The organism is Leptolyngbya sp. GGD, from assembly GCF_026735145.1.
In the GTDB taxonomy this organism is placed as follows: Bacteria; Cyanobacteriota; Cyanobacteriia; order Leptolyngbyales; family Leptolyngbyaceae; genus Leptolyngbya; species Leptolyngbya boryana.
Genome location: NZ_JAPQKE010000003.1, coordinates 436,371 through 456,592 on the forward strand (window position 1 = coordinate 436,371; position 20,222 = coordinate 456,592).

Below are 20,222 nucleotides of genomic sequence, written 5' to 3' on the forward strand. Positions count from 1 at the left end.
GAGCTTAGAAATAGAGCGCTTCTATCGGTTTCTTTTCCCTCTTTTTTTCATACATTCAATTTTTTCAACTGTTATAGCTTTATTCCCCCAAGAGTTAGGGACTAAGAGGAGCCTCGTGAATCGTCCTCAGATGAGAGAAAAAATATATCGAACTTGGCAGAGTGTGCTGTTAGCGATCGTTGCTAGTGGAGTCACAGCCCCTGCTACGTTTTCCCAAAGTCGTCCTCTCTTAAGCAATCAAGCCGAGTTACGTTATGTCGATCGGAGGTCGCAGCGCCCCTATAGTCTCATTTCTAATTCCTTGGGAACGGTTGCTAGTGGACTTGTTGATCCATTAGGACGGGTGCTTGGGTGTAATGGTGAATTGCTGCCAGACTATCGCGGATTCTCGGTCGCTCTATATGAGCCAGATCCAAGCGATCCGACAGGGACAGAGCTGGGTCGGTTAGTTGATCTGACTCCTACTGAGAGTCCCGACATTCCGGGGAATGGAATCCGTCCAGGACTGGCACCCAATCTGAGTAACATTAATCCTTTCTTTCTCACGAATGGCGAGGGCGGTCGATATAACTTCCTGTTTGACCCAAATCGTGGTCAAACAGATCCAGGAAAAACTTACATCCTTGTGATCAATCCGCCTGCCAATTCAATCTATCGACAACGCCGCATCAAGATTGAAATTCTCACACCTACTGGAACAGTCAATAACAGCATCGTCCGCTATCTGGCAACGTCGCTTGATGATCAACCGATCAGTACGACTGGCGGAACGAATATTACAAGTACAGTCGTGTTTGTTCCAGATGCTGAGCAAGTTGGCTTAGACCTTTTATCGTTGCAGTTTAACTCTTTGCTTTGTCAGTCTGAGCAAATGCAATTAGTCAAGAGTGGCGATCGCGCAACCGCAGAGCCGGGGGACTCTGTGATCTATCGATTGTCGATTCGGAACCAATCAGATGCAGGCTTAACTCAAATTCAAGCGACCGATACTTTGCCAACTGGGTTCAAGTTCTTAGCGAATTCAGTGCAGGCAGAAGTCGGCGGGCAGATTGTGCCTGTCATGACTGAAACACAAGGTTCGACGGTGATTTTCCGCTCGACTGCGACGATTCCACGGGGCAGTGTCATGAACATTGCTTATGCAACACAGCTTACGCCTGATGCAATTCGAGGATCGGGACGCAATAGCGCGATCGTCAATGGGCAACGAGTGGATAACGGGTTTGCTGTGAAAGATGGCCCGGCAACTCATCAACTCCGCATTCGTCCGGGGATTACTTCCGATTGTGGAACCATCATTGGGCGAGTGTTTGAGGATAAGAACCAAGACGGAGAACAGCAGAAGGATGAACCTGGAATTCCTAATGCTGTAATTTTCCTTGATGACGGAAATCGAATTACGACGGATAAAGATGGATTGTTTTCGGTCGCGAATGTTTTGCCTGGAAGCCGATCTGGTGTTTTGGATCTCAGTAGTATTCCGTCTTATACCCTTGCACCAACTCCCACGTTTAGAGAGCGCCGGAGTCAATCTCGGCTAGTTCGTCTTGCTCCGGGCGGACTGGTACGAATGAATTTTGGTGTCGTTCCAGTCTCGCGTAAAGAGGGCAAGTCATGAAGTCGCAGTTTTTCTTGTATGTCTCTCTCTTCTTGGCGGGAGTTTTGCTCGCTCCAGTACAAGCTCAGGAGGCGAATTCTAAACAGCAATCAACCCCGACATCTCTTGAATCAGTTGATGCAGCAAAACCGAGTTCAACCGCAGTTGAGGTAAAGCCTGAACGGCAACCCAACCCGGAATTCTCTGCGCAAAGCACAACTGATGAAGTCAAGATTCTTTCACCTGCGATCGATGCGGTTATTGATGTGCCTGCTGCAATGGTTGTTGTTCAAGCTCCAGAAGGTAAGCAGGTCGAACTGCGAGTCAATGGTGTACTTGTCTCTGATCAACTGATTGGACGAACCGAGACGGATCAAAAATCAGGTCAGGTGCTCCGAACTTACTATGGTGTTTCGCTGCAACCAGGTAGCAATACAATCTCTGCGCAAATCATTGGTGCTCGTCAATCAGCGCAAGTCACCGTACAGGTACGTGGGGAAGCTGAGAAACTCTCTGTACAAGCCGCAGAAGCCAAAATTCCTGCAGATGGACGATCGACTGCGGCGATTCGAGGCGAGCTTCTGGATGGACAAGGCAATCGATCGAATCGAGACGCATTAATCACGCTTTCAACGACCGCAGGCGAATTCCTAGATACAGATGCAGCAGCGGATCAGCCTGGCTTTCAAGTCAAAGCAGAGCGAGGACAATTTACGGCGCGATTGAGATCGGGATTAGAAGCAAGGACGGTGACCATTCGCGCGGCTGTTGGAAAGCTAGAAGACTTTACTCAATTGCAGTTTGAGACGAACCTGCGTCCTTCGATCGCGACGGGGGTGATTGATTTACGATTCGGTAGACAAGGCACAGATTTTTACAGAAGCTTCCGTGATTTTCTGCCTGTGAATCGAGATAACAACTATCAACTCGATTTCGGTGCAGCCGTTTTTGCGACGGGGCGAATCGGAGATTGGTTGCTCACAGGTGCATACAACAGTGCTCGTCCTTTGAATGAGACGTGTGATGGCACGAATAGTTTGTTTCGACCCAATGACCAATCCTGTGATCAGAACTATAGTGTTTATGGAGATAGCTCTGAATCAACGATTCTCACGCCTTCGATCGATAGTCTTTTCCTGAAGCTAGAACGCACCTCACCTGTTGCTGGAGCCGGGACAGACTATGCCATGTGGGGTGATTACACCACTGAAGAATTTGCGACGCGATCGCAAGAATTCAGTGCGACAAATCGTCAGCTTCACGGTTTTAAGACGAACTACAATTTCGGCAATCTCCAAATCACAGGACTGTTTGCGAACAATATTCAGGGATTTCAACGCGATACGCTTGTTCCTGATGGCACAAGCGGATTTTACTTTCTCTCTCGTCGGTTGCTCGTTGAAGGGAGCGAGTCGATTTTTCTGGAACTCGAAGAACTCAATCGACCCGGAACCGTGCTCAAACGTCAGCAACTGAGCCGTGGAAAAGATTATGAAATTGATTACGATCGAGGCACGATTTTATTTCGTGAGCCGATCACTCGAACTGATGTTGGAGAGGTTGGAGAAACGCTGGTTCGTCGTATTGTTTCGACCTATCAATACGATACGCCTGGCTCAGATTCTCGGATGTTTGCGGGTCGAGTGCGATATCATTTCGCCCGTGGCTTAAATCGTGAAAGTTGGCTAGGTGCGACTTATCTTCGAGAAGATCAAGGCACGAGAGACTTTGAGTTGTATGGAGCCGATGCGTTTGTTTCCCTCGGTCAGAATAGTCATGCTTTAGCAGAATATGCTCGATCGACAAATCTCTCTGATGTGCTGGGATTAGTCAGCGGGTCCGCTTATCGGTTTGAGCTAGAAAGCAAACTTTCGCAAGGCATTGATGCGCGTGCCTACTATCGTCAAGCTGATACAGGCTTTGCAAACAATGCAACGGTTAGTTTTGTTCCAGGTCAAACTCGCTATGGGACTCAACTGACAGCACAAGTTGGTAAAACGACAAATTTACGATTTCAATATGACCATGAGGATAATCGCGGCATTGCACCGCGTCCGTTAACCACACTCGAAGATCTCTTTAATCCTCGAACAGAGCCACTCCCAGGGACACAGGTTGACAATTCGCTCACGACGATTTTGGCAGGGATTCAGCAGAAAATTGGCACAGCGGATTTAACCGTCGATTGGATTCACCGCGATCGCGAAGATCGGCTGAATTCTGGTTTGGATAGTAACTCGGATCAATTGCGATCGCGCCTCAATGTCCCGCTGACTCGCGACTTGACGTTTATTGCTCAGAATGAGACGACGCTTTCTCAAGAAACAGATGCGATTTATAGCGATCGCACGTTACTGGGTCTAAACTGGCAAGTTGTTTCTGGTATCAATGTTCAGTTAGCCCAACAATTTTTCACTCGTGGGCAATTTGAAGGACAATCGATCACCAGCTTAAATGTGATTGGCGACTATAAATTGGCGCGAGACACGACGTTGAGAGGGCGCTATACGCTCTGGGGCGGTGCGAACGATTTAACGATGCAGGGCGCAATTGGAATTAATCAAGGCATCGTGATTTCTCCTGGGTTACGGCTTGACTTAGCATACGATCGCATCTTCGGCGATTTTCTTGGTCGAAGTGCTGCTGGTTCTCGATTTGCTCAGCCTTTTGCGTTTGGACAAGGTGCTTCGGCGCTTGGACTTGAAAGTGGTGATAGTTATAGCGTTGGGCTTGAATACACGGGTAGTCCAGACTTTAAAGCGAGCGCTCGTTATGAGCATCGCTCGTCTTCACAGAGTCGCAATACAGTAATTTCAGCCGCAGCGGCTGGAAAAATTAGTCCTGAGCTAACCGCGTTGCTGCGATATCAGCAAGCGAATAGCGCGAATCAGACCTTGGTTGGGTTGCCAGACACAGCGAACTTGAAATTTGGTTTAGCTTATCGCAATCCACGCGACGATCGATTCAATGCCCTACTACGGTACGAATACCGCAAAAATCCTGCGACGATTCCTGACAGTATTTTATTCAGCACTGGCACTGGCACAAAGGATCATCTATTTGGACTCGAAGCAATCTATGCCCCGGATTGGCGATGGGAATTTTATGGTAAATTTGCTCTGCGGAATAGTCGCTCTTATTTAGCAAGTGATTTGGCAGGAACAAGCACTGCAACGTTAACTCAGATTCGCGCAACTTACCGTTTTGCAGAGCAATGGGATATAACGGGTGAGGCTCGTTGGATTCATCAAACTGCTGGATTTAGTGAAACTGGCTTAGCGATCGAAGCGGGCTACTACCTCAATCCAAATCTTCGGCTTGCCGCAGGCTATAGCTTCGGGCGTGCCCACGATCGAGACTTAACCGGATCGCGTTCTGCTGGAGGAATCTATCTTGGCTTAACCATGAAAGTGAATGAACTTTTCAACGGCTTTGGATTGCAAAAAGTGCCACCTCCACAAAATGTCAAAGAGGATCAAGTCACTACCCAACAAGCCACACCAGCAACGCCGCAAGCAAATTCCTCTACCGATACGCCACGTTAAACTATCGCGATTCTTCTCACTCTGCCCCGAAACTGAGCCAGGATGTTACCCATGTATTCCTTTCTACGATTCTTTAGAGCATTGCGTCGCGCCTTTCAGAAGCAACGGCGAAACATAAAATATCGAAAAACGATTTATCCAGTATTATCACTCATTGCCTTCTTATTCTCATCATTTGCGTCAGTGGCAAATGCCCAAGTTACGCTTAACAGTACCAACGTCTATGCTGTATGGGGAAGTACTGCGGGTACTGCAAGGAATATTAGTACTCTCAATGTAACAACGGGTGCACTTTCTTCACCACCATTTACTTCATCTAGGATTACGGCTACAGCAGCAATGGCGTTTGATCCGAATGGATCTGCCTTATATTACTCCGATCGTACTACTAGTCCTAATAACCTCATTCGGTACACTAGTGCTGGTGAATCAGCTAGCCTTGGAACATTTCCAGGAAGTGATAGCAATGTGCCAATCTTACGCATGGGATTTCGTGGGACAACAGGATATGCAATTTCTAGTAACAATACAATCTATACCTTTACAACAGGCACTCCATCCACAATTACAAACCTAGGAACAGTCAATTTTCTTGGAACTTCTCCATCAGGAACGACAGCTAGCGGTGACATTGCTTTTGATGGTTATGGTAGAGGGTGGGCAATCTTTGGAAATTCTTTGTATCGCCTGAATATGAATGTTACTCCTCCTGAAGCAATTCCGATCGGGCAAGTTTCGGTTGGGGGAACACCTCTTGCGACTAGCTTCATAACGATTGGAAGTATTGCTTTCGACAGTAATGGTAACTTATTAATTGCTGGTTCCCTTACGGCAGGAGGTGCTAACGTTTACAGGGTTAGTATCAATGATGCATCGGCTGTACAAGTTGGCTCAACCTTGGTAAATATATCTCTTCCTGATTTAGCAAGCGGTAATTTTCCGCTGATTGATCCCCAGATCCAGGCGACGAAAACGGTTAGTCCTACAGGGTCAGTGCTACCGGGTGCAACATTGACTTATACGATCGAAGTCGAAAACATTGGGAGTGCGCCTGCGGTCAACCTCGACTTCATTGATCCGCTTCCTGCGGGAACCACTTATGTTGCCAACAGCGCAACTTTGAATGGCACAAACCTGAACGCGGCAACCTACCCCTTCGCAAGTGCTTATCGAATTACAGGTCGTAATGCTTCTAATGGCACCTTGAAAGTTGGTAATGCGAACCGTGCCACTCTCACATTTCAGGTTACGGTTAACACTACAAACTTGCCTTCTAGTATTACAAACCAGGGTACGATCGTTTATCTGGATAGTCCCATCAGTGGCGTTTCCACTACCAATGCCACAACAACTATTACATCGCCTGTATCTGGCTACAAGTCAGTGAGATTAACCACCGACGCGGATGGCAGTGGTACTGTCACTCCTGGCGATACGCTGACTTGGACGATTTCTTATCGCAACAATAGTACTGCTGCCGTCTCTAACGTTCAGATCAATGATCAATTACCGACTGGCTTGACAACTGCGGCGGGTTCTCAAACCGTTACCGTATCGGGTAGCGGAACCAGTGCTACAAGAAACAGTGCCTACACAGGTGCCTCTGCGGGTGCGGTCAGCAACTTGCTCAACACGGGGGCAACGCTTGGCGCAAGTGGGGTGATTACGGTGAGTATTCCAACGACTGTGAACAGCGGATTTAGCGGAACCCTCAGTAATCAGGCAAATGCAACAGGTTCTAGCATTCCGGGAAGCGGCACACTCACAGATAACGTAGATAATACGAGTTCCCTGCCTTCGGGTGTTACTGTTCCTGCTGGCAGTATTACGCAAATCCAAAATTCCACGATCGATCCTACAACCGCAACTGTTGTTACTCCTGCTGTTATTAGCATCAGCGGAACTGTTTGGAATGATGCAGATAATAGTGCAAACAATACCTTCAGTAATATCAGAACTGGGTCTGAACCTGGAACCAATGCAGGTGGACTGAATGCAATTTTGGTAAATAGTGCCGGAAATGTCATTGCAACTACTCCCATTGCTGCCAACGGTACTTACACTTTCAACAATATTACTGGCAATCAAAGTAACGTCACGATTCGCCTGAGTACCATAGCTGGAACTGTTGGGAATACTGCTCCTACTGCATCAATTCCCGTAGGATGGACGAACACGAGTCCTTTAACCACGGCTGCTTTTAATATTAGTGCAACCAACCTCACTGGACGCGATTTTGGGATTGAACAACTTCCAACCACCAATCCTGTGAGTGCGAGTCCCCAAATAAATCCCGGCGGAACGAATACTGTTCAGGTTCCGACGCTTTCGGGAACAGACCCTGAAGATGGAGCTTTAGGTAGCGGCAATAACTTTAAGATTGTGACGTTACCGAGTAATGGCACACTTTACTACGATGGAACCCAGATTACGACTTCTAACTTTGTCATCAACGCTTACGATCCGGCTAGGCTGAGGATCGATCCGAATGATGGCACATTAACGGTGAGCTTTACCTATGTCGCGATCGATGCTGCTGGAAAGGAATCTCTCACTCCCGCAACCGTAACCATGCCCTTTACGGCTGCTCTAGTTTCGATTTCTGGTACCGTGTTTCATGATCACTCGGCAAACGTGGTTTTCGATAATGATCTGGGAAATGATATCGGAACGAATGCAGGCTCATCCAGCTTAACCGTGTATGCAGTGAATTCCTCGGGTCAGGTCGTAGATAAAGCGACCGTTGCAGCGAATGGAGCATATACGTTGAATGTTCCTCCGAATAGCACAGTCACATTGCGCCTTTCTAACAATGCAAGTATTGCGATCGGTGATCCTGCTCCAACTGCCCCCAGTCTTCCTAGCGGTTGGTATCACACAGGTGAAAACCTCAATGGCACAATCGATGCGGTCATCTCCACTTTGGGAGACATGGCGATTACAACGGCGACCAGCGCTCTGCCCAATCACAATTTTGGAATTCGTCAAGGCTATGTAATTGCTCCCGATCCTGCTCCTACCACTTGTAATCCTGATTACACAGGAGCTTTAACAACTGGAATCAGTTCTACGGGTGGTCAACTTTCTCCTGGAAACTTTGATCTGAACTGGTCAGTCGAGTGGCTCAATGCAAGTCTGGGAGCAATTCCCTATGCGCCTGCTCGTCCAGTTGGACCCATGCCTGCGGTTGTTGTTGGAAATTTAGCCCCAGGCGCATGGATCAATGAGCCATCGAATGCTCGATGGATTAGTTATCCGTTCCGCCTGTCGAACAATAGCAATGGTAATCATCAAAACGCAGATCTCGATGGGATTGTCGGTGAGATTGCGACCCCCGGATCGTATACAGGCACGTCAGACACGATCCGTCTCAAGTACACAGCGAGTGTTACTTTGCCTGCAAATGCAAACGCAATTAGCGTCTCTTTACCGATCGGGGTTTCAGTTGACAACCAATTTGTAAGCGTTAGAGTCAATGGTGTTGAAAATCTATCGCCTTTGCCAGCACAAGATCCGCAAACAGAAGATTATCGTGCGACGCGAACTGTCAATATGACCCAAGGTTGGCAGCCAGGAGTCAATATCATCGAAATCATCACAGATTCAGGATCACCTTTGACAGGGTTTTTCCTAAGAGTAGAGGCTGCGACAATTCAGGTCTGTGCTTCACCTAATGTATCTGTTGTAAAACGCATTACAGCGATTAACGGTCTGACGAGCACTCAAGGCGGAGACAATCTGAGCTTGTATAAAGATGAGGCGAGTAATCCCTACGACGATAATACGATTACGATTCCCACTCAGCCAAATCCCACCGATCCACCCAAAGATACGGATAAATGGCCAAATCTGAGCACTTTCCTAGTAGGAGGGACAAACGGCGGATTTACCAAACCCGGTGATGAGCTTGAGTATACGATCTACTTCTTATCCGCAGGAGACGGAGAAGCTCAAAACGTTCTCTTCTGCGATCGCGTTCCCACGAATGTCACATTTAATCCGACTGCATTTAGCACAGGCGTGCCTGCTGATCCAAATGGAATCAGTACAGCAAATCGCGGCATTGTGGTGAATGTTGGAGGCAATAGCCTAGCACTAACAGGTGTTGCCGATGGCGATCGTGCTCGCTATTTTCCACCCGGAGTTGAACCTAGCTTGGTTCCTGAATTCAGCGGAATTAATTGTAATGGAGCCAATACTAATGGTGCAGTGGTTGTCAATTTAGGCAATTTGAACAGCGCAACGGCTCCAGGTGTCCCTGCTGATTCTTACGGGTTTGTTCGCTTTCGAGCAAGGGTGAAGTAGGCGAATCCAGCACATTTGACGGGAAGATAGGGGATAAGCTGCATCTGAGTTCTCCCCCTTCTCCACTCGAATGTGCTGGACAGATTAAATTTATAATCCTTAGGAAAATGGCAAGAGGAGGTCAATGATCTTAATTGCAATAAAAGGCGCAACAATGCCACCCAAGCCATAAAGCAATATATTGCGTTTGAGCAGTTGATCCGCTGTCAAAGGGCGGAATTTTACCCCTTGTAGAGCTAGTGGAATTAAAGCAGGAATAATCAGTGCGTTGTAGATCAATGCTGACACGATCGCTGATTGTGCGCTTTTGAGTCCCATAATATTCAATGCTCCAATCCCCGCCGAAGCAAACAGTGTAGGGATAATTGCAAAATACTTGGCGATGTCATTCGCGATCGAGAACGTCGTCAATGCACCTCTAGTCATGAGAAGTTGCTTTCCGATCGTGACCAAATCGATCAACTTGGTCGGATCAGAATCCAAATCCACCATATTTGCCGCTTCTTTTGCTGCTTGAGTTCCAGAGTTCATTGCTAAACCGACATTCGCCTGTGCTAGAGCCGGAGCATCATTTGTGCCGTCTCCTGTCATTGCAACGAGCTTTCCCTGCGATTGTTCTTCGCGAATTACATGGATTTTGTCTTCGGGCGTTGCTTCTGCAATAAAATCATCGACTCCTGCTTCTTGAGCAATCACTGAAGCCGTAATCCGATTATCTCCCGTCAGCATGATCGTTTTCACACCCATGCGGCGCAACTGATCAAACCGCTCTCGAAGTCCTGGTTTGACAATATCCTTGAGATAAATCACGCCATAGATTTCATCATCTTGGCAAACCCCGAGCGGCGTTCCGCCTAACCGTGAAACTCTTTCATAGGCTTGCTCTAGTTCCGAAGAAATCTGACCACCCCTAGAACGTACAAAGCCCCGAATCGCTTCAATCGCCCCTTTTCGGGCTTCTCGCCCATTCGGAAGATTGGTGCCACTCATACGAGTTCGAGCCGAAAACTCTACCCCGCTTGCATTGTCCAAATCGAAGTCCAATCTTGCGCGACTTTGTTCAGCTAATTGCACAATCGATCGACCTTCTGGCGTTTGATCAAACACGCTTGCAGCAAGAGCGACTTGAGCCATTTCCTCGATCGAATGACCATGAATTGGAATAAGCTGTGCTGCAAGGCGATTTCCTAAAGTGATTGTTCCAGTTTTATCTAGCACCAATGTATTGATATCACCGCAAGCTTCAACGGCTCGTCCTGAAGTTGCAATCACATTAAATTGAGCGACTCGATCCATTCCCGCAATCCCGATCGCACTTAACAATCCCCCAATCGTGGTTGGAATCAAAGCAACTAACAATGAGATCAAAATTGCGACACTCGTACCTGCTCGTAACTGATTTGCAGCAGTCACATCTTCAATGCCTCTTGCAACAGAGTGAACTAGAGGGGAGAGCGTCGAAACCACAATCAGAAAGACTAACGTCAGAACGGCGAGGAGAACAGTGAGGGCAATTTCATTCGGAGTCTTCGATCGCTCTGCACCTTCGACTAATGAGATCATACGATCGATGAATCCCTGCCCTGGATCAGAAGTAATTCTCACCACTAACTCATCCGAAAGTAGCCTTGTCCCCCCTGTTACTGAGCTTGAAATATCTGTTCCAGGTTGTTTCAAAACGGGAGCAGATTCGCCTGTAATCGCTGATTCATCAACTGATCCGAGTCCTTGAATTACTTCGCCATCTGCCGGAATCAGATCGCCTGCAACGACTCGAACTTCATCGCCTTTGCGCAAGCTCGTTGAACTCACTTCTTGCACTGTGCCGTTGATGATTTTTTTCGCGATCGTATCTGACCGCGTTGCTCTCAATGCATCTGCTTGAGCTTTCCCCCGTCCTTCTGCGATCGCTTCTGCAAAATTAGCAAAGAGCACAGTAAAAAGCAGAATCACTGTGATCATGCCATTCAGCAATCGCTGTTGAGTCAGATCAGCTTGAATCGTTCCAAATAGATTCGGATCAAGAGTCACCAGTAAAGTCACGATCGTTCCGACCCAAACGATAAACATCACCGGATTTCGCACCGCAACACGAGGATCGAGCTTCACAAATGCGCCTCGAATCGCTTGCTGATACATCCTTTTGCGAGCAGTATTTCTCTTCATGACTCATCTTTTTCCAATTTGGAACGCTTCGGCAACACATCCTAATTCCAGCCTAGAGAAGAATGCCAACGCATTGAGACTTAAAATAACACTCCTATAAGCAAGTCTGTATCGAGGCTTCGAGGCGCATTTGTGACGTGTAGCGCTCGGCTGTTGAGCGAATGCGATAAAATCAGCAATCGTAGATGCAGCGCGTCAATGCAAGTTATTTTTACCGCTTCTCCTGAGTTTGCTCAAACTGCACTGGCTGAGCTTCAGAGAATCGATCGTCAATCCAAATTTCTCCACTGGCTCGATCAAGGCATCGGATTGATCGAATTGAATGAAGTAACTTTCTCTGCACTCGCTTCCCAAATCACAGCAACTAAAGCTGCATTCATTCGGCATCTCTGCCCAGTGATGGAGGTATTGCCCGTCGAAAGGTTGCAAAGCGCGATCGCATCTCAGATTCCCTTATTCGATCGCACTCAACCCCTCTCTGTTCAGATTCGCTCAAATACTAAAGCGATTAATCGCACTGAGCTAAGAAATCTTTTAGTGGACGATTTGGTGGCAGCAGGCTTAACCGTAGCAGTTAAAGATCCCGTGCAGATTATTTCAATTTTCTGCGATAGTTCCAAGTCTTATCTCGGGTTCTCCAATGCCACTGAAAATTTGAGTAATTGGGCAGGCGGAATGCATCGGTTTGCCCATGAAGATGACCAAATTTCTAGAGCAGAATTTAAGCTACTAGAAGCGATCGCAGTATTCAATCTCACGCTCCCAACTCAGGGACTCGCGCTGGATCTAGGTGCAAGCCCTGGCGGGTGGACAAGGATTCTAAGAAAGCTCGGTTTATCCGTTGTTGCCGTTGATCCGGGAAATCTCGCTGACTCGCTGCAATCTGATCCGAAAGTTTCGCACTATCGCCAACTGGTGCAGCAATATGTCCCAAACTGTCGTGATCGCTTTGATCTGATCGTGAATGATATGCGAATGGATGCGGTGGATTCTGCAAAAAATATGATTGCTGCAAGTCCAGTCCTCAAAGCTGGAGGACTCGCAGTAATGACGCTCAAACTCCCAAGTAAAGGTGTAAAGGGAGTGATCAATCAAGCGATCGCGATTCTGGAAACCAAATACGAGATCATCGGGATTAGAAATCTGTTTCACAATCGTCAAGAAGTTACGGTCGTGATGCAGTCTTCGGCAAAGTGAGAATAAACGCAGTTTGACCCATCTGACTTGCATCAAGTTTGAGATCCCCGTGATGCGCTCGTACAATCTCCCGCGCCAAACTCAAGCCCAATCCAATCCCTTCGACTTTGCGAGTTCGAGCCGGATCACCCCGATGAAACCGATCAAAAATGCGATCGCGATCCTGTACTGGAATCCCTTTAGAAGCATTCGCGATCGTCACTTGAATTGCAGTCTGACTTTGCCTGGCTCGAATCCGAATCCACCCCTTTTCAAGGTTGTACTTAATCGCATTACTTAAGAGATTCTGCAACACTTGCTTGAGCAAATCACGATCGCCTTGAACACTTAACCCCGGAGCAATATCAGACTGCACAGTCAAATGTGGTGCTAATAGCTCAATGTCTTCTAGCATTTCAAACAACAGTTCGGACAAATTCACTTTCACGCGATACAAGCTCATCTGCCCCGCATCAGCTAGGGAAAGTAAAAGTAACTTTCGCATGATGCTACTGAGTCGGCGTACCTCATCTAGTAAGCTACTTAATCGCTGCTGTACTTCTGAGCCAGGTTCTACTTGCTGAAGCGATCGCTCTAATTCCCCTTGTAAAATTGTCAACGGAGTTTTGAGTTCATGAGCGGCATCTGCACTAAATCGAGAGGCTTGCAGAAAGCTCCGCTCCAACCGTTCTAGCATTTGGTTAAAGACTTGAATCAGTTGCACAAATTCAACATCAGTTGTGCCGATGGGAATGCGTTGATCGAGTCCCGTGACAGTAACTTGCTGAATCACGCCCGTTAATTGCCGAACGGGACGAAGCGCCCGACCTGCGACAATCCACGCACCCCCTGCGACGAGCAGTAACATGCCTGGAATTGAGATCAGAAAGATATTGCGAATCCCATCCATTTCTTGATCGATCGCGTGTAAGTTGATCGCGATCGCGACTTGAGTCTCTGGAAAGTTAAGCGCTCCGATTCGCCAAGTTCCTGTTGGCGTTTGTCCAGTCACAAGCTGCGGGCGAGGTGGAATCGGTCGAATAGGTGGGAGTTCTCGTCGAGGAGGCGCAGGTGGAGCAAGCTGAAGATTCCGCCGCAAGAGTTGGTCTAATGTCTGATCGGACAATGCGGCGCTTTGATAGCGTACATTTCCTTCTGAATCGAGCACTAACAGTCCTATTTTTGGATCATCCTCGAAGAAACGTTGTTCACGATCGCGCGGGCGACCAGCTCGCATCAGTTGATTGAGCAGATCTGCATCTAATCGATTCACTTTCGCGTTGTAAATCTGTATCCAAGAGATTGCCCCAAATCCAAGCAGTGCGATGCCTGCAAGGGTCGCTGAGAGTAACGCAATCCGCAGCCGAAAAGAACGCATTTTCATCATTCAGGCTTGCGAAATCGATAGCCTACACCGCGAATGCTCTCAATCCAAACGGCTTGATCCAGCGGTTCTATCTTTCTGCGAATTCTTTGAATGCAGACATCAACCACATTTGTATTCGGATTAAAATCGTATCCCCAAACATGCTCTAAGATTTGAGTCCGAGTAAACACTTGTCCGGGAGAACGCATAAGATATTCCAGTAAATTAAACTCTCGGCTCGTTAGCTCGATCACCTGTTGATGGCAAGTTACTTCTCGCGTAATGCGATCGAGCTTTAGGGTTCCGACGGATAGTAAGTTCTGCCGTTCTCCAACGCTCCGCCTGACCACAGCATGAATTCGTGCCCCTAATTCTTCGACAAAAAAGGGCTTAGCGATGTAATCATCGGCTCCAAGGTTCAATCCTTGTAAGCGATCGTCGAGTTCATTTCGCGCAGTGAGTAAAATCACGGGCACATTTCGCCCTGCACTTCGCAACTGTTTTAGAATCGCTAATCCATCTTTGCCAGGAACCATGATGTCTAGCACAATCACATCATAATCATTGTGAAGTGCCTGCATATAGCCATCATCGCCGTTGTCGAAATAGTCCACTACAAACCCTTGTTCTTTCAGACCAGCCCGAACAAAGTCAGCAATCTTGATTTCGTCTTCGACAAATAGAACGTTCACGGCTATGTTATGTGACTCGAATCTTTTTATTCTAGGCTCAATTTCTCCAAGCAAAAATGACAAAACTGTAATTTAGAAAACGGGTGGTTTGTCATTTTAACGAACTGAATTAGAACAGTAACCGTTTAGAGGTAGCACGATGAGCCTTCGGAAAATTTTAGCAACAACTGCAATTTCTGTTCTCGCTGGTACATTAGGGGTGAGCGCTGTGAGTTCCCTAGCAACAGCACATTCAGCCCGCCAGATCGCTCAAGCTTCCCAATCTCCCAATGGTCAGCAAGAAAGACAGCGCCGTCCCCGAATTGATTTCGCTGCTGCTGCTGCAAAATTGAATGTAAGTGAACAGCAATTGAAAGACGCGCTCGGTGTTCCTGCCAATCCGCCCAGTCAAGGACAACGCCCGCCGCGTCCTGACTTCGCTGCCGCTGCTGCAAGATTGAATGTAAGTGAGCAACAACTCAAAGACGCACTCGGTGTATCTGCTAATCCACCCGGTCAAGGACAACGCCCGCCGCGTCCTGACTTCGCTGCTGCTGCTACAAAATTGAATGTAAGTGAGCAACAACTCAAAGACGCACTCGGTGTACCTGCTAATCCACCCAGTCAAGGACAACGCCCGCCGCGTCCTGACTTCGCTGCCGCTGCTGCGAAATTGAATGTGAGCGAGCAACAACTCAAAGACGCGCTTGGTGTTCCACCCCATCGCCAACACAATCGCTCTAATCAAAATCAATAATTGATGGTGTAGCAGGATCTCTCATTGAGATCCTGCTGAACATTGTTTTCTATCTACCGCTCAGATTCTACCCATGCAAAGGTTTCTCAAAGCTCAATTCAGTCGTCGGACTGCCTTGATTGTTCTACGATCGACTGCTACTGCGCTTTTAGTGGGCTGTCTTCCCAGGCGAATGAGTTCTGCACAATCTTCGCCTCCAGCTTGTACGGTTCGACCGCAACAAACAGAAGGCCCCTATTTTGTCGATGAAAAGCTAAATCGCTCTGATATTCGCTCCGACTCGAAAAGTAGCGCAGTCAAAGCAGGGGTTCCCCTGCAACTAAAGCTCAATATTGTTCAGGTCAGCGATCGCAGTTGTACGCCTATTTCAAACGCGATCGTTGATGTTTGGCACTGTGATGCAGCAGGCATTTACTCTGATGTTCGCGATCGCCGTTCTGATACAACGGGTCAGAATTTTCTCCGGGGTTATCAAACCACTGATGCGGCTGGAAATGTTGAATTTCTAACAATCTATCCAGGCTGGTATCAAGGTCGAACTGTGCATATTCATTTCAAAGTTCGTACTCCAACGGGGGCAGAATTTACGTCCCAACTGTATTTTGACGATGCGCTCACGGATCAAGTTCATGCAGGGCTTCCCTATGCTAGCAGAGGACAGAGATCGATCAAAAACGCCGAAGACGGGATCTTTCAAGAGGGTGGGAATCAACTCCTGCTGTCTCCGACTAAAAACACTCAAGGCTATGCTGCAACCTTTGAGATTGGACTACAAACTGCGTAAAGCGCAACATTAGTACGGCTTGAGGACTTCCCAATCAATCGTTTATTCCGAGAATGTCGCTCGACTTAAATCCTGGACTGAGGTATATGCATTCAAAATGAGAAAGGCTTTAATTATCGCTGCCGATGCGGCTTTGGGATCGGCTTTAACAAACTGGCTCGCTTTAGATGAATTTGAGACGATAGTGGCTTGGGATAGTTTTATTGGCTTGAGACTTGCCCAGGATCACCAACCCGATCTGATTCTTTGTGATGTGAGTATGCCAGAACTCGATGGCTTTGGCATTTTGGATGAATTGCAGATCAATCCAGCAGAAAAGAAACCTTGGATTGTGCTGATTGGGCAATCTGATGATGCTTCACGGGCGTTTGCTGCCGGGGCAAATGGTTTTCTGTTCAAATCGATGGCATTGAGCAATGTGTTGCGATCAATGCAGTCATACACTTGCAAAATCCAGCAAGATTCTGAGCCAAAATAACGAAACCTCCCTTGTTGACGGAACAGGGGAGGCTGTCAAATAGATATTCAATTGCCGCGGAGAATATCGATTTTGAAAAAAATTCTAAGCTTGACGTGAGTAGTACTCAACGACCAGCAGTTCGTTGATCTGAAGTGCGACCCACTCCCGATCGATGACACCATTCACCTTACCCGTCATCTTGTTCTTATCGAATTCTAAGTGACTCGGTAAGTTTGACAATCCTGGATATTGCAGGTTTGCTTCGACTAATTTGCGAGAGCGATCGCGATCGCGAACTGCAACCACATCACCCGGACGACAGTTGTAGCTTGCGATATCTACAACTTTTCCATTCACAGTGACGTGACCATGATTGACCAACTGACGTGCGCCTGGGATTGTCGGAGCCATGCCCAGACGGAAGACGGTATTATCCAACCGCATTTCCAACAATTGCAGCAGCACTTGTCCGGTCGAACCTGCTGCACGACGTGCTTTACGCACATAGCGAAGAAGCTGCTTTTCGCTTACACCATAGTTAAAGCGGAGCTTTTGCTTCTCTTCCAAACGCACTGCGTACTCAGAGCGCTTTTTACGGGCTTGCCCATGTTGTCCAGGCGGATAAGCCCGACGAGCAGATTTACGGGTTAGTCCAGGCAGTTCTGTTCCCAGACGACGAACAATTCTAAGGCGTGGACCTCGATATCGCGACATTGAAAGTTCCTCGTTTGACTCGAAGATTTAAACAACTTTTCTAGTATAGGTTGCCTCACGGCGTTTTAGATCGAATTTGTGTGACTAAATGCACAATTTCCGGCAAGATTAATTTTTCCAGGGCAAGCTTGACGGCATTGGTCGATCCGGGCAGTGAAAAAATTAATTTATTCGCAGATACACCTGCGATCGCTCTCGATGCGATCGCTCTTGAGCCAATCTCTGCATAGCTCAGTGCCCGAAAAATTTCCCCAAATCCGGGCAGTGTCTTTTCTAATAATTGCTCGATCGCGTCGTAAGTCGTATCTCTCGGTGCGATCCCAGTTCCTCCGTTGAGAATGACGGCATCGAGTTCGGGTAAATTCGCGAGTTGATGACGGATCACATCCGGCTCATCCGGCACGATCGCATAATGCGCGATTGTATGTCCTGCATGGGTTAAAAGCTGTTGAATCAGTTGACCACTGCGATCGGTTTCAGCAGTTCGAGTGTCGCTGACCGTGATGACAGCACATGAGACTGCGATCCCGCCAGAGTCAGGATGAGGCTGATGAGACATGAAGTAAAAAAGCTAAGTTCAATCTGCCGTTAGGTTTCGACTTCGCTCAACTCCCGATCTCCGGGGGCTGAGCGTTAAACGGAGCCGAACCGTATTGGATGAGCATTTTGCCGATCGACTTATGATTTGGTGAATCCTAAATCATTTGATTCAGCGTAGCGATCCATAAACCGCATGAAGCGATCCCATGCTTCTACCGATTTCATCACATACAGGGCTTCTAAGGCAGCAGGCTGACCATTAATAAATTTTGCTTTCACTTCACGAGTGACCAGTTCGCCTTCCTCATCAATCATGTACATGCCCGTGATGCTATCTGTATTCTCAGCCTCAAGCGCTTTCGGTTTTTCAAAGATAAAGGTTGCAGTCCCGTTTGACCCGTCTTTCGATCGAGTTAAGCGAACATCGGGAATCACTTCTTCTGCAATGCCTTTTGCAAATTGAATTTCTGCCATGATTTTTTCGTGCGATTTACTTCTAGATAGATTTTCTCTATTCTCCCATCTTTGCGGAACGTTACAAAATCTCTCATTTTACCGATTGACTCGCAACCAAATTTCTAAAGTCACGAGTAACCACAGTTTCAATCCGTAGCGATGCCAGACTTGTCCGCGATAGTCGAGCCAATCTTTGACGATCGCTTGATTGATATACGGTGCAATTTCAGCCTTGCGGTCTAACAATAATGCTCTGGCTCGTCGTCGCCAAATGTTGCGAAACCATTGCTGCATCGACATGATCATGCCGCTTTTCGGACGATTCACAATCACATCGGGAAGCAAATCTGCCACTGCCGCTTTCAATACGGCTTTTTCTTCTGCTCCTGCCAGTTTGTACTGGGGCGGAATCTGTAAGCTCAGTTCCACCATGCGCGGATCAAACAACGGCGATCGACCTGTGATTCCCGCTGCTGCGGTTAGCGCATTGACTTTTGTCAAAATGTAATCCGCACCTTTGAACTTGAGATTCAGCAACATCAACCGATTCAAATAAGCCACAGGTACATTCAGATCCGATTCAAACACCGAAGGAGCTTGTGCGATCGCGGCATAAATCTCCGGCTTCAACAAGGTTGGCAAATCTGAAAAACATTTTTGAAACGAAGTCAGATAAGCCTCAACATCACGTTTACTCCCACCAGAGCCATAAAGCTGATTTAACAACATTGGCTTATTCTTCGGACCCGCGAAACAGGGATCGCCGCCTTCTCCATTCAGCACGACATTCACCGATTCTTTCGCCGCTCGTGCCAATACCAAATTCGGAACCGTCAGCCCTTCCCCAATCGGATCATCCAAACTTGCTAACGTTTCCGGTAACATCTGCCAAATCATCTCCGGCGAAATCTCTAAAATATGGTGCTGAGTTCGACAATGTTCTGCGACGAGATTGGCAAACTCTAACTCACTGGGATACGGTGCGCCAAAGTGAATCGAGTACGTATGCACCGCTCGATCGTGTAATTTTGCAGCAAGTGCCGTCACACAGCTTGAATCAATCCCACCCGAAAGAAATGCCCCAACTGGCTCTCCTGACGGCAACATTTCCTCAATCAAGCTTTCGAGTAGCGATCGTACTTTTTGCCCATGCCATTCGAGCGATGCATCTGGGTTGTGAATTTGCTCTTGCGGCGACCAATAAATTGTTTCTTCCTGAAAATTCCGATACGTTCCGGGTCGTACCTCGCGCACCTGCCGCCACAAGGTCTGAGATCCAGGCACAAAGGCACAAGAAAGATAATCTCGCAGTGCGACTAAATCCAACTCACGCGAATGATAAGCATTCAGCGATCGCAATCTCGGCGAAATCCAGCGAGTTTCACCAGTTCGCGTGTAGTAAAGCGTCTTCTGACCCACACGATCGCGAATCATCCAAATTTGTTGAAGTTGGCGATCCCAGACGACAAAAGTTTTATCAAGCCGATCGAGCGATTCAAATCCTGTCCATTCGCAATCTTCACCGATCACGACATAGCGTTCACCAACCGAAAAAGGTGCATCGACGATCGCAATTCCCGCTTCTTTCCAAGTAGCTTGAACCGACTCAACGTTCCCAACTGCGATCGTCCACGACATAAGCGATTCACCTGAAAAAATATCCCCTCTTCATGATGAAGAGGGGA

Annotated in this window: 14 protein-coding genes; 7 read left to right on the plus strand and 7 right to left on the minus strand. The window is 47.5% G+C overall.

The window, feature by feature from the left end; all coding sequences use genetic code 11:
- Positions 1 to 115 precede the first annotated feature (115 nt).
- The 3 genes from OU814_RS16960 to OU814_RS16970 are packed head-to-tail and all read left to right on the plus strand — an operon-like array spanning position 116 to position 9,447.
- Positions 116 to 1,618, plus strand: a complete 1,503-nt coding sequence (locus OU814_RS16960; protein ID WP_268184476.1) for a DUF11 domain-containing protein — start codon at positions 116 to 118, stop codon at positions 1,616 to 1,618.
- On the plus strand, positions 1,615 to 5,142 hold the full coding sequence (locus OU814_RS16965) for a TonB-dependent receptor (RefSeq protein ID WP_268184477.1): 3,528 nt from the start codon (positions 1,615 to 1,617) through the stop codon (positions 5,140 to 5,142). Before OU814_RS16960 ends, OU814_RS16965 begins: the two co-directional genes overlap by 4 nt.
- 51 nt (positions 5,143 to 5,193) lie before the next feature.
- Positions 5,194 to 9,447, plus strand: coding sequence for a beta strand repeat-containing protein (locus OU814_RS16970; RefSeq protein ID WP_268184478.1), 4,254 nt, complete (start codon positions 5,194 to 5,196; stop codon positions 9,445 to 9,447).
- Positions 9,448 to 9,546: 99 nt separating this feature from the next.
- Here OU814_RS16970 and kdpB read toward each other — a convergent pair whose 3' ends face one another.
- Complete coding sequence (gene kdpB, locus OU814_RS16975) at positions 9,547 to 11,613, minus strand: potassium-transporting ATPase subunit KdpB (RefSeq protein WP_036044575.1); 2,067 nt, start codon at positions 11,611 to 11,613, stop codon at positions 9,547 to 9,549.
- A gap of 198 nt (positions 11,614 to 11,811) precedes the next feature.
- On the opposite strand from kdpB, the gene OU814_RS16980 reads away from it, so the two are divergent.
- Positions 11,812 to 12,810, plus strand: coding sequence for an SAM-dependent methyltransferase (locus OU814_RS16980; RefSeq protein WP_268184479.1), 999 nt, complete (start codon positions 11,812 to 11,814; stop codon positions 12,808 to 12,810).
- Here the strand turns inward: OU814_RS16980 and OU814_RS16985 are convergent.
- Together OU814_RS16985 and OU814_RS16990 are read right to left on the minus strand one after the other, a co-directional pair.
- Positions 12,779 to 14,173 (minus strand): ATP-binding protein, encoded by a 1,395-nt coding sequence (locus tag OU814_RS16985; protein ID WP_268184480.1) that lies wholly within the window; start codon positions 14,171 to 14,173, stop codon positions 12,779 to 12,781. The genes OU814_RS16980 and OU814_RS16985 overlap by 32 nt on opposite strands.
- Positions 14,173 to 14,847 carry a response regulator transcription factor gene (locus OU814_RS16990; RefSeq protein ID WP_017287917.1) on the minus strand — a complete coding sequence of 225 codons (675 nt, stop codon included), beginning with the start codon at positions 14,845 to 14,847 and terminating at the stop codon, positions 14,173 to 14,175. Before OU814_RS16990 ends, OU814_RS16985 begins: the two co-directional genes overlap by 1 nt.
- Positions 14,848 to 14,986: 139 nt before the next feature.
- Here OU814_RS16990 and OU814_RS16995 point away from each other — a divergent pair, with 139 nt between their 5' ends.
- The 3 genes from OU814_RS16995 to OU814_RS17005 all read left to right on the plus strand — a co-directional run bounded on the left by OU814_RS16995 (position 14,987) and on the right by OU814_RS17005 (position 16,845).
- A complete protein-coding gene (locus OU814_RS16995; RefSeq protein WP_268184481.1) occupies positions 14,987 to 15,583 on the plus strand; it encodes a hypothetical protein in 597 nt (198 codons plus the stop codon).
- Between the two features lie 73 nt (positions 15,584 to 15,656).
- On the plus strand, positions 15,657 to 16,367 hold the full coding sequence (locus OU814_RS17000; RefSeq protein ID WP_268184482.1) for an intradiol ring-cleavage dioxygenase: 711 nt from the start codon (positions 15,657 to 15,659) through the stop codon (positions 16,365 to 16,367).
- A 97-nt stretch (positions 16,368 to 16,464) separates the two neighbouring features.
- On the plus strand, positions 16,465 to 16,845 hold the full coding sequence (locus OU814_RS17005) for a response regulator (RefSeq protein ID WP_190653669.1): 381 nt from the start codon (positions 16,465 to 16,467) through the stop codon (positions 16,843 to 16,845).
- 84 nt (positions 16,846 to 16,929) lie between these two features.
- On the opposite strand, the gene rpsD is transcribed toward OU814_RS17005, so the two are convergent.
- The 4 genes from rpsD to OU814_RS17025 all read right to left on the minus strand — a co-directional run bounded on the left by rpsD (position 16,930) and on the right by OU814_RS17025 (position 20,175).
- On the minus strand, positions 16,930 to 17,541 hold the full coding sequence (gene rpsD, locus OU814_RS17010) for a 30S ribosomal protein S4 (protein WP_017287921.1): 612 nt from the start codon (positions 17,539 to 17,541) through the stop codon (positions 16,930 to 16,932).
- Positions 17,542 to 17,596: 55 nt separating this feature from the next.
- Positions 17,597 to 18,100 carry a MogA/MoaB family molybdenum cofactor biosynthesis protein gene (locus OU814_RS17015; protein WP_017287922.1) on the minus strand — a complete coding sequence of 168 codons (504 nt, stop codon included), beginning with the start codon at positions 18,098 to 18,100 and terminating at the stop codon, positions 17,597 to 17,599.
- Between the two features lie 119 nt (positions 18,101 to 18,219).
- On the minus strand, positions 18,220 to 18,555 hold the full coding sequence (gene psb28, locus OU814_RS17020) for a photosystem II reaction center protein Psb28 (RefSeq protein WP_017287923.1): 336 nt from the start codon (positions 18,553 to 18,555) through the stop codon (positions 18,220 to 18,222).
- A 78-nt stretch (positions 18,556 to 18,633) separates the two neighbouring features.
- Positions 18,634 to 20,175: an asparagine synthetase B family protein gene (locus OU814_RS17025; RefSeq protein ID WP_268184483.1), complete on the minus strand. Its 1,542-nt coding sequence runs from the start codon at positions 20,173 to 20,175 to the stop codon at positions 18,634 to 18,636.
- Positions 20,176 to 20,222 lie beyond the last annotated feature (47 nt).

Coding starts and splice junctions, on each gene's coding strand:
- OU814_RS16965 (WP_268184477.1), top strand. CDS start 1,615: ATGAAGTCGCAGTTTTTCTTGTATGTCTCTCTCTTCTTGGCGGGAGTT.
- OU814_RS16970 (WP_268184478.1), top strand. CDS start 5,194: ATGTATTCCTTTCTACGATTCTTTAGAGCATTGCGTCGCGCCTTTCAG.
- kdpB (WP_036044575.1), bottom strand. CDS start 11,613: ATGAAGAGAAATACTGCTCGCAAAAGGATGTATCAGCAAGCGATTCGA.
- OU814_RS16980 (WP_268184479.1), top strand. CDS start 11,812: ATGCAAGTTATTTTTACCGCTTCTCCTGAGTTTGCTCAAACTGCACTG.
- OU814_RS16985 (WP_268184480.1), bottom strand. CDS start 14,173: ATGAAAATGCGTTCTTTTCGGCTGCGGATTGCGTTACTCTCAGCGACC.
- OU814_RS16995 (WP_268184481.1), top strand. CDS start 14,987: ATGAGCCTTCGGAAAATTTTAGCAACAACTGCAATTTCTGTTCTCGCT.
- OU814_RS17000 (WP_268184482.1), top strand. CDS start 15,657: ATGCAAAGGTTTCTCAAAGCTCAATTCAGTCGTCGGACTGCCTTGATT.
- OU814_RS17005 (WP_190653669.1), top strand. CDS start 16,465: ATGAGAAAGGCTTTAATTATCGCTGCCGATGCGGCTTTGGGATCGGCT.
- rpsD (WP_017287921.1), bottom strand. CDS start 17,541: ATGTCGCGATATCGAGGTCCACGCCTTAGAATTGTTCGTCGTCTGGGA.
- OU814_RS17015 (WP_017287922.1), bottom strand. CDS start 18,100: ATGTCTCATCAGCCTCATCCTGACTCTGGCGGGATCGCAGTCTCATGT.
- psb28 (WP_017287923.1), bottom strand. CDS start 18,555: ATGGCAGAAATTCAATTTGCAAAAGGCATTGCAGAAGAAGTGATTCCC.
- OU814_RS17025 (WP_268184483.1), bottom strand. CDS start 20,175: ATGTCGTGGACGATCGCAGTTGGGAACGTTGAGTCGGTTCAAGCTACT.